Origin of the sequence: Cumulibacter manganitolerans (assembly GCF_009602465.1) — a bacterium.
GTDB lineage: Bacteria > Actinomycetota > Actinomycetes > Mycobacteriales > Antricoccaceae > Cumulibacter > Cumulibacter manganitolerans.
The window spans coordinates 1-12,983 of sequence record NZ_WBKP01000011.1 but is presented as its reverse complement, the minus strand read 5'-3'; the positions used below and the strand labels follow the sequence as shown (position 1 = coordinate 12,983).

Annotated in this window: 12 protein-coding genes; 6 read left to right on the top strand and 6 right to left on the bottom strand. The window is 70.9% G+C overall.

What is annotated here, in order from left to right:
- The 5 genes from F8A92_RS06075 to F8A92_RS06055 are packed head-to-tail and all read right to left on the bottom strand — an operon-like array spanning position 1 to position 4,337.
- Positions 1–1,197 (bottom strand): CaiB/BaiF CoA transferase family protein, encoded by a 1,197-nt coding sequence (locus F8A92_RS06075; RefSeq protein ID WP_153504266.1) that lies wholly within the window; start codon positions 1,195–1,197, stop codon positions 1–3.
- 3 nt (positions 1,198–1,200) lie between these two features.
- A complete protein-coding gene (locus F8A92_RS06070; RefSeq protein ID WP_153504265.1) occupies positions 1,201–2,082 on the bottom strand; it encodes an alpha/beta fold hydrolase in 882 nt (293 codons plus the stop codon).
- 53 nt (positions 2,083–2,135) lie between these two features.
- Entirely contained in the window at positions 2,136–2,774 is a 639-nt protein-coding gene (locus tag F8A92_RS06065) for an SRPBCC family protein (protein WP_153504264.1), read from the bottom strand.
- A 7-nt stretch (positions 2,775–2,781) separates the two neighbouring features.
- Entirely contained in the window at positions 2,782–3,579 is a 798-nt protein-coding gene (locus F8A92_RS06060; protein ID WP_153504263.1) for an SDR family NAD(P)-dependent oxidoreductase, read from the bottom strand.
- A 56-nt stretch (positions 3,580–3,635) separates the two neighbouring features.
- Entirely contained in the window at positions 3,636–4,337 is a 702-nt protein-coding gene (locus F8A92_RS06055) for an enoyl-CoA hydratase/isomerase family protein (RefSeq protein ID WP_153504262.1), read from the bottom strand.
- 78 nt (positions 4,338–4,415) lie between these two features.
- Between F8A92_RS06055 and F8A92_RS06050 the strand changes: the two genes are divergently transcribed.
- From F8A92_RS06050 to F8A92_RS06025, 6 genes are all read left to right on the top strand, one after another.
- Positions 4,416–5,285, top strand: coding sequence for an FAD binding domain-containing protein (locus F8A92_RS06050; RefSeq protein ID WP_153504261.1), 870 nt, complete (start codon positions 4,416–4,418; stop codon positions 5,283–5,285).
- Complete coding sequence (locus tag F8A92_RS06045) at positions 5,282–7,636, top strand: xanthine dehydrogenase family protein molybdopterin-binding subunit (protein WP_153504260.1); 2,355 nt, start codon at positions 5,282–5,284, stop codon at positions 7,634–7,636. Before F8A92_RS06050 ends, F8A92_RS06045 begins: the two co-directional genes overlap by 4 nt.
- Positions 7,633–8,124 (top strand): (2Fe-2S)-binding protein, encoded by a 492-nt coding sequence (locus F8A92_RS06040; protein ID WP_153504259.1) that lies wholly within the window; start codon positions 7,633–7,635, stop codon positions 8,122–8,124. Before F8A92_RS06045 ends, F8A92_RS06040 begins: the two co-directional genes overlap by 4 nt.
- Positions 8,121–10,469, top strand: coding sequence for a xanthine dehydrogenase family protein molybdopterin-binding subunit (locus F8A92_RS06035; RefSeq protein ID WP_153504258.1), 2,349 nt, complete (start codon positions 8,121–8,123; stop codon positions 10,467–10,469). The genes F8A92_RS06040 and F8A92_RS06035 overlap by 4 nt, the downstream gene beginning before the upstream one ends.
- Positions 10,470–10,562: 93 nt before the next feature.
- Positions 10,563–11,147: a GntR family transcriptional regulator gene (locus F8A92_RS06030; protein ID WP_267130032.1), complete on the top strand. Its 585-nt coding sequence runs from the start codon at positions 10,563–10,565 to the stop codon at positions 11,145–11,147.
- A 90-nt stretch (positions 11,148–11,237) separates the two neighbouring features.
- The gene (locus tag F8A92_RS06025) at positions 11,238–12,593 is read left to right on the top strand and encodes an MFS transporter (RefSeq protein WP_153504257.1); all 1,356 of its coding nucleotides are present in this window, start codon (positions 11,238–11,240) and stop codon (positions 12,591–12,593) included.
- Between the two features lie 64 nt (positions 12,594–12,657).
- Here F8A92_RS06025 and F8A92_RS18555 read toward each other — a convergent pair.
- Positions 12,658–12,983: hypothetical protein (locus F8A92_RS18555; protein WP_194291380.1), on the bottom strand; the 326-nt coding region annotated here is incomplete at its 5' end.

The window sequence follows — 12,983 nt, the reverse complement described above, 5'->3', positions numbered from 1 at the left end:
CTAGGCGACCGTGCCGGCATCGCGGAACGCCGATATATCGGCGTTCGAGTAGCCGATCTCGGCCAGCACGGCGTCGGTGTCGGCGCCGAGCAACGGCGCCGCGGAACGGACCGTAGGGGTCGTGCGGGACATCTTCGCGACCGGCCCGAGCACCCGCACATCGCCGATCGTCGGGTGCGGCACCTGCGCGACCATGCCTCGGCGGAGCACCTGCTCCTGCTGCATCGCCTCGGCGTACGTGAGCACCGGCCCGCCGGGGACGCCGGCGCTGTCGAGCCGGGCCGCCCAGTGCTCCGTCGGGTGCTCGCGCAGCACCGCGGAGAGCTCCGCCTCGAGCTGGTCGACGCGGGTGATGCGGTCGGTGACCGTGGCGTATTCGGTGCGCTGCGGCAGGTCCGGCCTCTCCAGCACCTGCGTGCAGAAGACCTCCCAGAGCTTCTGGTTGTTCGCCCCCACCGTCACGTACCCGTCGGACGTCGGGAACGCCTGATAGGGAGCGATCTTGCGATGACGGGAGCCGGTCGCGGTCGCGTCCTCCCCACCGCCGAAGTACGCGGCCGACTCCCAGACGGTGAGCCCGATGCCGGCGTCCAGCAGGGAGATGTCGATGTACTGCCCGGATCCGCCGCGCAGCCGGTGCACGTAGGCGGCGAGGATCGCGATGCTCGCATTCAGGCCGGCGGCCAGGTCGGTGATCGCGACCCCGACCTTGACCGGCGCTCCGCCGGGCTCGCCCGTCATCCGCATGAACCCGCCCATCCCCTGGGCGATGATGTCGAATCCCGGTCGGCGGCTGATCGGCCCGGTCTGCCCGAACCCGCTGATCGAGCAGTAGACCAGGTCGGGCGAGGCCGGCCCGACCGCTGCGTACCCGATGCCGAGACGGTCGGCCACGCCCGGCCGGAAGCTCTCCACCACGACGTCCGCGCCGGCTATCAGCTCGCGGGCCAGACCCCGGCCGGCGTCGCCGCGCAGGTCGATGGCGATCGAGCGCTTGTTGCGGTTGGGCGCCTGGAACGAGTAGCTCTCACCCGCCACGCGAGGCCCCATGTCTCGCGCGTCGTCGCCGCCGCCGGGGCGCTCCACCTTGATCACGTCCGCGCCGAGATCCGCCAGCTGCATCGTGCAGTACGGCCCGGCGAGGAACTGGCTGAAGTCGACCACCTTCACGCCGTCCAGCGGCAGCGCGGTGCCCATGGGCTACTTCGCCCCGGTCGTGGAGCCGGATATGGACCGCGGGTCCCGAGGTCCCCATCCGCCGTGCTCGACCTGCGTGAAGAACGACTCCAGCAGCCGGTTGTAGAGCTCCGGCTCCTCCAGGTTCGTCACGTGCCCCGAGCGCGGCAGCACCGCGAGACCGCAGCGCGGCACCGTGCGCTTGAGCATCAGGTCGGTATCGAGGACGCCGTCATCCTCGTCGCCGGCTATCACGAGCAGCGGAAGCGACATGGCGGCGAGCTGGTCGCGCAGGTCGTACAACGACGGACGGGACTTCTGCACGGCGCGCATCGTCAGGCTCGCCCCCAGATTGCTGTGCTCGGCGAGCACCCGGACGTGCTCGGCGTGCCCGCGTGGGTCCTTGGCCTGGTACTGCACGCGGGCCGGCCCGACGCCGTACCACTCCGACATGGCCTCCGCACCCTCGTTCTCGAAGGCCTGGGCGATCGTCTCGCTCTCGGCGCGGAAGCCGTCCTGCTTGTCGGGGTGGGCGCCGTATCCGCAACCCGACGACACGATGCCCAGCACCCGGTCGGGGTGCCGCAGCCCGACATGAAGGGCCGCGAAGCCGCCCATGGAGTTGCCGACGAAGAAGGCCTTCTCGGCACCCAGCGCGTCCAGGATCGCCACGGCGTCGTCGGCGGCGCGATGCTGGCCGTACGCCGCAGGATCCTCGGGTACGGCGGACGGCGGGTAGCCTCGGGCGCCGTAGGTCGCGCAGCGGTAGCCGCGGGAGAAGTACCGCATCTGGTGCGGCCACGACCGGTGGTCGCCGGCGAACTCGTGGATGAACACGATCGGCGTGCCGCTGCCCTGCTCCTCGTAGTAGAGGCGCACGCCGTCGTCCGTGGTGGTGAATGCCATGCTTCGTCCTTCCGTTCGACCGCGCCGACGGCGCGGTCGTGGTCAGCCCCGCGCTAGCGGCGCCTCCCGGCCAGCCGTACCACGACGTACGCGGCGGCGGTGGCCGCGACGGCCGCCGCGACGACCTGGCCGGCGATCGCCACCAGCGTCGCGCGGGCCGGTCGGCCGGGCGGGGTGCCTTCGGCGTCCGCCGGCGGCGCCGGTGACGTGCCGGCCGGGGTCGCCGGTTCGGTCCGCTCGGCCGCCCGCTCCGCGATCATCCGCTCGAGGTTCGCGGCGAGCTCTGCGCTGCCCCTCTCGGCCAGCTCACCGATCGCGCCACGGCCGTACTCCGCGGCCTTGCCGCGAATGCTGAGGTCGGTGTCGAGGTCCACGCGCGTACCGCCGTCCGCTGCGCTGAGCCGCACCCGCACCAGGGCGTCGGCCGGTCCCAGACCGTTCATCTCGCGCCCACGCGCCCGCAGCGCGAACGTCCTGTCCTGCCGGCTGATGTCCTGCAGCTGCGCGGATCCGGCGTAGGTGGCGACCAGCGGCCCGACCTTGAGCCTCAGCTCGCCCTCGACGTGCTCGGCTCCGTGGGTGCCCACAACCCGCGCGCCCGGCACGCAGCCGCTCGCGCGCTCGAGGTCGAGGACCGCGTCGAGCACCTCATCGACCCCGCGGCCGATCACGAACGAGCTGTGCAGCCGCATCGCTTGCTCAGCGCTCCATCAAGGCCTTGCGCTGCGCCCCGTCGATCGGGATGTGCGCACCGTGCACGGCGCCCACCCGGTCCGAGCACAGCATGGTGACCAGGGCCGCGACCTCCTCCGGCTGGGTGATGCGCCCCAGGGGCACCGACCGCTCCGCGGCCTTGCGCGCCTCGTCCTGCGTGACCCCCATATCGCGCGCGAACGCCTTCTCCAGGGTGTCCCAGCGGTCGGTGTCGACGGGTCCGGGGTTGACGGTGTTGACCCGCACCCCCTTGGGTCCGTACTGGTCGGCGATCGACGAGGCGAAGTTCAGGTCTGCCGCGTTCGCCGCACCGGCGGTCATCTCCCAGAAGCTCGGCTTGAGACCGTCGTTGCCGACGACCAGCACGATGGTGCCCTTGCCCTGCTCGACCATGTGCGGGACGACGGCGCGCACCGAGCGCACGTAGCCCATGAACTTCAGGTTGAGCGATGCATGCCACTGCTCGTCGGTGAGCTCCTCGAGCAACCCGCCGGGCGAGCTTCCGGCGCAGGTGACCAGGATGTCGATCTTCCCCAGCTGCTCGAGGGTCTTGGCGACACACGCCTCGACGTCCTCGCTCTTGCTCATGTCGCCGGCCAGGCCGATGACCTGCTGGCCGGTCGCGCTGCTCAGCTCCCGGGCAGCAGCCTGGAGGTTGTCGTCGTCGCGCCCGGTGATGACACAGCTGACGCCTTCTTCGGCGAGATGCTTCGCCACCTGGTAGCCGATGCCCTTGCTGGCTCCGGTGATGAAGGCGACCTGCCCGGCGAGATTGAGATCCACAGCGTGCTCCGTTCGGCAGATGGTATACCACTTTGGTATACCAGATCGTCACACTCTCACTGCGGTTCCGCAAGCCCCCGCGGAGGAAAGGCCGCTTTCCCGTCCCAGTCGGCATTCCGCTGTCGCTCATGGCGCAGCCGGTCCACCAGGTCGGGGACGGCGGTCATCGACTTGAAGTCGGCGACTGCGCGGGCATCCAGGGTCGCCAGGTGGCCGAGGAGACCGGCGGCCTGCTCCCCCGGGTCCTTCGCTATCTCGCCGGCCAGTCCGCGGGCCACCAGGCCGTCGGCGGCGGTCCATCGGGACGTGAGGGCGAGCTCGGTCGCCACGGACCGGCCGACCAGCGCCGGCAGGATCCAGGCGCCGACGACCAGACCGTGCCCGGCGCCGACCCACCGCATGCGGGCGCGCGCGCCGATGACGCGCACGTCGGCCGCGGCGAGCAGCTGCGCCCCTCCCCCGACCGCCAGGCCGTCGACGACCGCCAGCACCGGACCGGGTCGGGTGATGATCAGCTCGTAGACCTCGTACAACGTGTCGCTCGTGCGAGCCCGTTCGCTGCGGTCGGCCTTCAGATCGGCGCCGGCGCAGAACACTCCGTCGGCGGCGCTGCCCAGGACGAACGGCGCATCCGGCGTCCCGCGCAGCTCGTCACGCAGCGCCTGCACCGTGGCGAGGTCCAGCGAGTTCCGTCGCGGCGGATCGTCCAGGCGAAACCGGCGCGCGCCGTGCCAGTCGTCGACCTGCGCTCGAATCATGCTGGGTCCTTTCGCTGCCGGTCGAGTCGTGCGTATGGTATACCAAATTCTCAGCCCGATCCTCGTACGGAGGCGCGCATGAAACCAGCAGCTTTCGAGTACCACCGAGTCTTCACCGCCGCTGAGGCGGTCGAGCTGCTCGGCGAGCTCGACGAGGATGCCAAGGTGCTGGCCGGCGGGCAGAGCCTGGCTCCGATGATGAACTTCCGGCTCGCTCGCCCGAGCGCGCTGGTGGACGTGAACGGCGTGCGCGAGCTCGACTACATCCGGCGCGACGGGGATGCCTTGCGCATCGGCGCACTGACGCGCCACCGCACCATCGAGACGAGCACGGACGCCGCCCTGCACGACGGCTTCGCCGTACTGCCGCGTGCCGCGAAGCACATCGGCCACTACCCGATCAGGACCCGCGGAACCATGGGCGGCAGCATCGCGCACTCCGACCCGTCGGCGGAGTGGTGCCTGATCGCGCTGCTGCTGGACGCCGAGATCGTGACCCTCGGCCCCGACGGGAGCCGCGTGACCGCCGCCGCGGACTGGTTCACCGGCTTCATGACCACCAGCATCGAGCCGGGTGAGATCGTGACCGAGGTGCGGTTCCCGAGACCTCGCGGCAATGCCGCGCTGACGGAGTACGCGCAACGCAGGGGGGACTTCGCGATCTGCTCGGCCGCCGTGGCCTACGACGACGTCGACGGCGTCATCACGAATCCTGCGGTCGTGCTGGGGGGCGTCGCCTCGGAGCCGTTCCGGAGCGCCGAGCTCGACGCGGTCGCCGCCGACCGGCCGGCCGAGAGCGCCACGTTCCGGGCGGTGGCGCGGGCCGCTGCCGAGCTCATCGACCCACCCAGCGACCTGCACGGCGACGCGTCGTATCGGCGATCCCTTGCCGCCACGATGATCGAGCGCGCGTTCGCCGAGGCGACCGGCACCGGGGACCGACCATGACCACCACCGCCCGCACCGCGCCGCAGACGTGGGTCGGGCAGCGTGTGCCGCGGCGCGAGGACGACCGGCTGGTGCGCGGAGCCGGCCATTTCACCGACGACGTCCAGGCGCCGAACGCGCTGCACGCGGCGTTCGTCCGTTCCGCGATCGCCGCCGGCACGATCCTCTCGATCGACGTGGCGCCCGCCCTCGAGGTGCCCGGCGTCCACGCGGTGCTCACGGCCGCGGATCTGGGAGATCCACGGCTGCGCGCCGTGCTCGAGCGCCCGGGGTTCGTGGCGACCGACATGCCGCTGCTCGCCTCGAGCCGGGTGCGGTACTGCGGTGAGCCGATCGCCGTCGTCCTCGCCGAGGACCCCTACTGCGCCGAGGACGGCGCCGACGCGGTGCTGGTCGACATCGATGCGCACCCGGCGCCGGTGTCGATCGACGATGCTGGCCGGCACCCCCTCCACGACGAGGCCCCGGACGGCGTGCTGGTCGATCTGCAGATGTTCGAGGACGAGTCCATCGAGCAGGCGCTCGCCGACTCCGCCCTCGTGCTGGAGGAAGGGTTCCGGTCGGCGCGCGTCAACGCCGCGCCGATGGAGTGCCGCAGCGTCGTCGCGGACGTCGATCGCCGCAGCGGGCAACTCGTGGTGCACCTCTCGACGCAGGTACCGCATCAGGTCCGCAGCGGCATCGCGCAGGCGCTGGGCGTGGCCGAGCACGGGATCCGGGTCATCGCCCCGGACGTCGGCGGCGGCTTCGGCCTGAAGTGCGTCGTCGGCCGCGAGGAGGTCGTCGCCGCGGCCGCGGCGCGCAGGCTCGGTCGCGCGGTGCGCTGGAGCGAGGACCGGGTCGAGAGCCTCACCGCGTCGTTCACCGGGCACGAGCAGCGCTACCGGGTCCGGGCCGGGTTCGACGCCGACGGTCGACTGACCGCGATCGACGCCGACGTCGAGGCGGACATCGGCGCGTACTCCGCCTACCCGTTCACCTGTGGTGTCGAGCCGCTGATGGCCTGCACCGAGCTGCCGGGTGTCTACCGCGTCGGCCGGTACGCCGCCCGCGGGCGCGGCTACACGACCGCCAAGTGCCCTACGGCTCCGTATCGCGGCGTCTCGCGGCCGCAGATCGTGCTGGTGATGGAGCGGCTGATGGACAAGGCCGCCGCCCGCCTCGGGCTGGACCCGATCGAGATCAGGCGGCGCAACCTGATCACCGAGTTTCCCTACACGGGGCCGAATCTCATCACGTACGAGCCGGGGTCCTACCTGGAGTCGCTCGAGAGATGCGAAGCGGCGATCGACGACGCGGGATGGCGCCGCCGCGCGGCGCAACCGGCCGCCGGTGAGCGCTACGGAATCGGCATCGCGTGCTTCTCCGAGCGCTCGGCGTACGGCACACCGACGATGGGAGCCCGGCGCATGGGCATGACGCCCGGCTACGACGTCGCGCACGTGCGCATGGACCCCACCGGCCACGTCACGGTGACGACCGGAACCTGTGGGCACGGGCAGGGCCACGAGACGACGTTCGCGCAGATCGTCGCCGACCAGCTGGGCATCACCCCGGACGAGGTGCGCATCCGCCAAGGCGACACCGATCTGAGCAGCTACGGCTGGGGAACGTTCGCCAGCCGCAGCCTGGTCATCGGCGGGACGGCGATCCGCAACGCGTCGGTGTCCCTCGCCGAGAGCCTCAAGCGGGTGGCGTCCGACGTGCTGGAGGCGGACCCGCGCGACATCTCCCTGCGCGACGGGAACGCCGTGATCGACAACGTCGTCGTGCCGATCAGCGAGCTCGCCGCCCGCGTGCACTTCCGCGCCCACGAGCATCCCGACCAGCCCGACCACCTTCTGGAGGCGCGCGGTGAGAGCGACCCGGACGGGTGCTTCTCGAACGCGACGCACGCCGCGCTCGTGCGCATCGACGAGGGAACCGGCCATGTGCAGGTCGAGGACTACATCGTCGTCGAGGACTGCGGGGTCGTGGTGAACCCGATGATCGTCGACGGGCAGGTGCGCGGCGGCGTCGCGCAGGGCATCGCCTGTGCGTTGCTCGAGCACCTCGAGTACGCCGACGACGGCCAGCCGCTGTCCGGCTCCTTCATGGACTACCTGGTGCCGACCGCGTGCGAGATCCCGGAGATCAGCATCCACCACCTGGAGACCCGCAACGACGGCAATCCACTCGGCGCCAAGGGCATGGGCGAGGGCGGCACGATCGGCGCCCCCGCCGCGGTCCTGTCGGCGGTGAACGACGCCCTGCGGGGCACCGGGGCGCAGCTCGACTGCATACCGGTGCTCCCGCACCAGGTGCGCGCCGCCCTGCACGGCGACGGCTCGACGAGCGAGGAGACGGCATGAGAGACCTGCATCTGATCACCACCGAGGTCAACGGCACGCAGCACGAGCTCGTGGTCGAGTCCCGGCGCACCCTCGCCGACATGCTCCGCGAGGACCTCGGCCTCACCGGCACGCACCTCGGCTGCGAGCACGGCATCTGCGGCGCGTGCACGGTGCTGCTCGACGGCGAACCGGTGCGTGCCTGCCTGGTCTTCGGCGTCCAGGCCGACGGCAAGCAGGTGCGCACGGTGGAGGACCTCGCCGACGGCGAGCAGCTGTCCCCGCTGCAGCAGGCGTTCTCGAAGCATCACGCGCTGCAGTGCGGCTTCTGCACACCCGGCTTCCTGATGCTGGCGGAGTCCTACCTCGCCAGTCGTCCGGCGGCCGACAAGACCGAGATCCGGGAAGTGGTCGCCTCGAACCTCTGCCGATGCACCGGCTACCAGGGCATCGTGGACGCGATCCACGAGGTCGCCACGGCCCAGCAGGCCGGGCCCGTCCAGCCATGACGACGACCGGCACCCGGGCGCAGTCACTGCCGTCGACGTACGTCGGCGCGCGCGTCGGCCGGAAGGAGGACCGCCGGCTGCTGCGCGGCGAGGGCCGGTTCGGCCACGACGTGCAACGACCGCGAATGCTGCACGCGCGCGTCGTGCGGTCCGGCATCGCCCACGGCCGGCTCGTCTCAATCGACGCGACGGAGGCGAAGCAGCTACCCGGCGTGGTCGACGTCGTCACGGGCGCCGATCTGCCCCGGCCGCTGCGCATCCCGGTGCGGCTCAAGGTCCAGGACGTCGACCTGACCGAGTACCTCCAGCCGATCCTGCCCACGGAGGAGGTGCGCTACGTCGGTGAGCCGATCGCGGTCGTGCTCGCCGAGGACGCCTACGTCGCCGAGGACGCCGCGGAGCTGGTCGTCGTCGACATCGACGAGCTGCCGGTCGTGCTGGACACCACCGGACCGGCGGACGACGTCACGATCGCAGCGGACTTCACGATGTCCTACGGCCGCGTCGCGGACGCCTTCGACGCGGCGGATCACATCACGTCGCTGACCTTCGACATCGGCAGGCACAGCGCGGTGCCGATGGAACCGCGCACGCTGGTGGCCGACCCGGTCGGCCCCGGCGAGCTGGAGATCTTCGGCTCCACGAAGGTGCCGGTGTTCAACCGCCGCGTGCTGGCCGAGATGCTCGGCCTGGACGACGAGCGGATCCGGATGCATGCCGTCGACGCCGGCGGCGGCTTCGGCGTGCGTGGGGAGTTCTATCCGGAGGACTTCCTGATCCCCTGGCTGGCACTGCGCAACCGGCGGCCGGTGTCGTGGGCCGAGGACCGCCAGGAGCACCTGGTTTCGGTCAACCACAGCCGTCAGCAGCGCCACCGGCTCTCCGTGGCCCTCAAGAAGAACGGCGAGATCCTCGGCCTGCGCGCCGACGTCATCCAGGACAACGGCGCGTACGCGCGGACCCACGGCATCATCGTCCCCGAGCTGACCATCGCGATGCTGCCCGGCCCGTACCGGGTTCCCGCGTATCACGCCCGCGCCCGGGTCGCGCTGTCGCACAAGACGCCCTGCGGCACCTACCGGGGACCGGGGCGATTCGAGGGCACCGCCGCCCGCGAGCAGCTGCTCGACAAGGCCGCCGCCGAGCTGGGCATCGACCGGGTCGAGCTACGCCGCACCAACCTGCTGGTGCCCACCGAGCTGCCGCATGCGCGCGAACTCGGGACCCTCGGTACCGACATGGTCATCGACGAGGGCGACTTCCCGGGGCTGTTCCAGGCGGCGCTCGATCGCGCCACGAGGCTCGGCTGGCCGGACGCCGTGACCGCCGGCCGCCGGGACGGTCGAGTGATGGGGCTCGGCGTCGCGATGTTCATGGAGAAGAGCGGGCTCGGGCCCTACGAGTCGGCGGACGCCGAGATGACCCGCACCGGTCGGGTGCGGGTGTACTCCGGCGGAACCTCCCTGGGACAAGGCATCGAGACCGCACTGGCCCAGATCGCCGCCGACGTGATCCCCGTCGGCATCGATCGGATCGACGTCGTCAACGGCGACACGGCGGAGCAGCCCTTCGGCACCGGCTCGTGGGCGAGCCGGTCGACCGTCGTCGCCGGCAACGCCGTGCGCGCCGCCTGTCAGGAGGTGGCGGATCGGCTCATCGAGCTGGCGGGGCGGCTGCTCGAGGCGCCCCCGGACGAGCTGCTGCTCGACGATACCGGCGTCCGCCACAAGACGGATGCCGGGAAGCGCTGCAGCTACAGCGAGCTGTCCGCCGCCGCGGGTCCGGCCTCACCGCACCTGCGTCCCGACGAGCAGCCGGGCCTGCGCCGCCGGGCCCGGTTCACCGTCGACCACATGACCTACCCGTACGGGGCGCACATCGCCCTCGTGGAGATCGACCCCGGCACGGGGAACGTGCAGGTGCACGGCTACCTCGTCGTCTACGAGGTCGGTGTCGCCGTCAACCCGACGTTGATCGAGGGCCAGCTGTACGGGGGGATGGCGCAGGGCATCGGCGGGGCGCTCCTGGAGGAGTTCCGGTATGACGACGCGGGCCAGCCGCAGAGCGCCACGTTCATGGATTACCTGCTGCCGACGGCCTGTGAGGTTCCTCGGCTGGACGTGCTGGTGCTGGCCGACCACCCGGCCCGCACCAACCCGTTGGGCGTCCGCGGCGCGGGAGAGGGCGGCCTCACCGCGGCCGGCGGATGCCTCGCGTCGGCGGTGCGCGACGCGCTCGGCAGCCTCCCGGGCGTGCGGCCCGACATCACCCGTCTCCCGATCACCCCGGCCGAGATCCTCGCGCGTATCGGATCCGGCACACCTGCCACAGATCGGCCTGGCTAGCCGACGGTCGTCGGTATTCTGCAGCGTGAGGCCTTGTACGACTGATGAAGGACGGGCGACCGGTTGATGGTCTACAACTCGAAGGCGGACATGGTGACCGCGAAGCTTCGCGAGATGATCGTCGCCGGCGACGTCCAGCCCGGGGCCGCCCTCCGGCAGCGTGACCTCGCCGCGAGCTTCGGGGTCAGCCAGACGCCGGTCCGTGAAGGGCTGCGGCGCCTGGAATCCGAGGGCCTGGTCTCCAACGACCCGCACAAGGGCTCCATCGTCGCCGAGGCCCGCGCCGGGCGCTGGAACGAGAACTTTGCGATCCGCGCCGCCCTCGAGTCTCTTGCCGCAGAGCTCGCGTGCGACGTCATCCGCGATGATCAGATCGCCCATCTGGCGGCGATCGACGACCAGATGCGCGCCCTCGGGAAGATCGACGACCAGTACCGAGAGCTGAACAAGCAGTTCCACATGGAGATCTGCGCCATCGCGGAGAGCCCGCTGCTGATGTCGTTCGTGAAGCTCCTTTGGCGCGCTCTGGGCGACGGGCCGCACGTCGTCCGCTCGCACGCCGAGTCCGCCCGCCAGCACCGCCAGATCATCGCCGCGCTGCGGAAACGGGACAAGGCGAAGGTGACCGCCGCGATCCGCAAGCACATCCTCGGCGCCCCCATCGAGCAGCCCACGTAGCGCTTCCGAGGCGATGCCTTCCCATTTGGTATATCACTTGGTATACCTGTGAGAACGTTATGGGACGGATCACATCTTCGGAGGCGCACGATGACAACCGCCCGAGCCGCACTGACCGGCACACAGGTCGTCCAACAGCTCCCGTGGAAGTGGGGTGTGCAGGGGAAGATCTTCGTCGTCGGCGGTCTGGGCTTCATGTTCGACGCGTGGGATGTGCTGCTCAACGCCTTCATCTTCCCGTTGATCGCCACCGAGTGGAGCCTGAGCGCGGCCCAGCTCGGCGTGCTCGGCACGATGAACATCATCGGCATGGCGATCGGCGCGATCACGCTGAGCAGCCTCGCGGACGTCTACGGGCGCAAGAAGATCTTCACCTACTGCCTGCTCGCCTTCTCGCTGCTGTCGCTGCTCAGCGCGGCCGCCCCCAACTACGAGGTCTTCCTGATCCTGCGGTTCCTGACCGGCATCGGTCTCGGTGGCACCATCCCCGTCGACTACGCGATCGTCGGCGAGTTCACGCCGGCGAGGGTGCGCGGCCGCGTGCTCACGGCGATGGACGCCTGGTGGCCGGTCGGTGGCACGCTGTGCGGCCTCGTCGCCGCCTTCCTCACTGCGCAGGGCATCCAGAACTGGCGCTACCAGCTGCTGTTCATGGTGCTGCCGGCGCTCCTCGTGGTGTGGATCCGGCGCGGTATCCCGGAGTCGCCGATGTACCTGCAGCGTCACGGCCGGGAGCAGGAGGCCCGCGCGATCATCGACGACATGATCGTCCGGACCGGCGCCCCCGCCCAGGACTACGTCATGGACGAGCCGGGTCGCGTCGAGGCGCGTGGGCCCAAGGCGGCGTCCGAGAAGGTCGTCCAGCTGTGGCGGTTCAGCGCCAGCCGCACCTTCGTCTCCTGGATGCTGTTCTCCTCGGTGCTGTTCGTGTACTACGGGGCGCTGATCTGGCTGCCGAAGATCCTCCGCGACACCAAGTACTCGGAGTACGTGGCGTTCATGGTGACCACCGGGGTGACCGCGGTCGGTATCGTCGGCGTGCTGGCGTCCGCGTACCTCGTCGACTGGTTCGGCCGCAAGCCGGTCATCTTCGGCTCCGCCGTCCTGACGGCCGCGACCCTCATCCTGTTCGCGACGTACATCGACGCCCCCGGGCCGGCGAAGTTCTGGATCCTGGCCTTCGGCATCGTCATCGAGTTCTGCATCCCGGCCATCTACGCGTACGTCTCCGAGCTGTACCCGACGGAGCTGCGCGCCTCCGGCTTCGGCTGGGCCTCGAGCATGAGCCGGTTCGCCGCGGCCATCGTGCCGGTGGCGTTCGGCGCGTGGCTGTTCCCGCAGCTCGGCTACGTCTGGACGTTCGTGGTCGCCACCGCCTTCCTGGTCGTCTCGGCCGTGCTGATGATGTTCATGACCCCCGAGACGAAGGGCCAGGAGCTGCACTGATCGCCGGGACCGCGGACTCGCGGCGTACTTCGGTACCGAAGTACGCCGCAGGTCGTGTCCGGGGTCAGCGTGCCGGCCGGGCGGCCTCGATCGCGGCAGCCAGCCCGGGCCCGTCGACCTTGCTGGCGAGCAGCAGGGCCAGCCGCAGCAGCGTCTGCTCGCGGTCCTCGCCGGCAGTGGCGTCCAGCAGCTCGCTGAGCGACTCCCAGGCCCGCTCCACCGCGACCACCTCGGGCCCGTCCAGCGTCGGGTCGGGCACGTCACCGCGCGCGGCATCGGTGCGTCCGCGGCGCACGCCGTCCAGCATCGCGGCGACGCTGCTGCCGTACTCGTTGATCGGCCCGTTCGTCGGCGTCCTGCTCGACCGGTACAGCCGGCGGCACCTGATGA

Excerpts from the sequence above, each read along its gene's own strand:
- F8A92_RS06075 (WP_153504266.1), bottom strand. The coding sequence starts at position 1,197 with ATGGGCACCGCGCTGCCGCTGGACGGCGTGAAGGTGGTCGACTTCAGC.
- F8A92_RS06070 (WP_153504265.1), bottom strand. The coding sequence starts at position 2,082 with ATGGCATTCACCACCACGGACGACGGCGTGCGCCTCTACTACGAGGAG.
- F8A92_RS06065 (WP_153504264.1), bottom strand. The coding sequence starts at position 2,774 with ATGCGGCTGCACAGCTCGTTCGTGATCGGCCGCGGGGTCGATGAGGTG.
- F8A92_RS06055 (WP_153504262.1), bottom strand. The coding sequence starts at position 4,337 with ATGATTCGAGCGCAGGTCGACGACTGGCACGGCGCGCGCCGGTTTCGC.
- F8A92_RS06050 (WP_153504261.1), top strand. The coding sequence starts at position 4,416 with ATGAAACCAGCAGCTTTCGAGTACCACCGAGTCTTCACCGCCGCTGAG.
- F8A92_RS06045 (WP_153504260.1), top strand. The coding sequence starts at position 5,282 with ATGACCACCACCGCCCGCACCGCGCCGCAGACGTGGGTCGGGCAGCGT.
- F8A92_RS06040 (WP_153504259.1), top strand. The coding sequence starts at position 7,633 with ATGAGAGACCTGCATCTGATCACCACCGAGGTCAACGGCACGCAGCAC.
- F8A92_RS06035 (WP_153504258.1), top strand. The coding sequence starts at position 8,121 with ATGACGACGACCGGCACCCGGGCGCAGTCACTGCCGTCGACGTACGTC.
- F8A92_RS06025 (WP_153504257.1), top strand. The coding sequence starts at position 11,238 with ATGACAACCGCCCGAGCCGCACTGACCGGCACACAGGTCGTCCAACAG.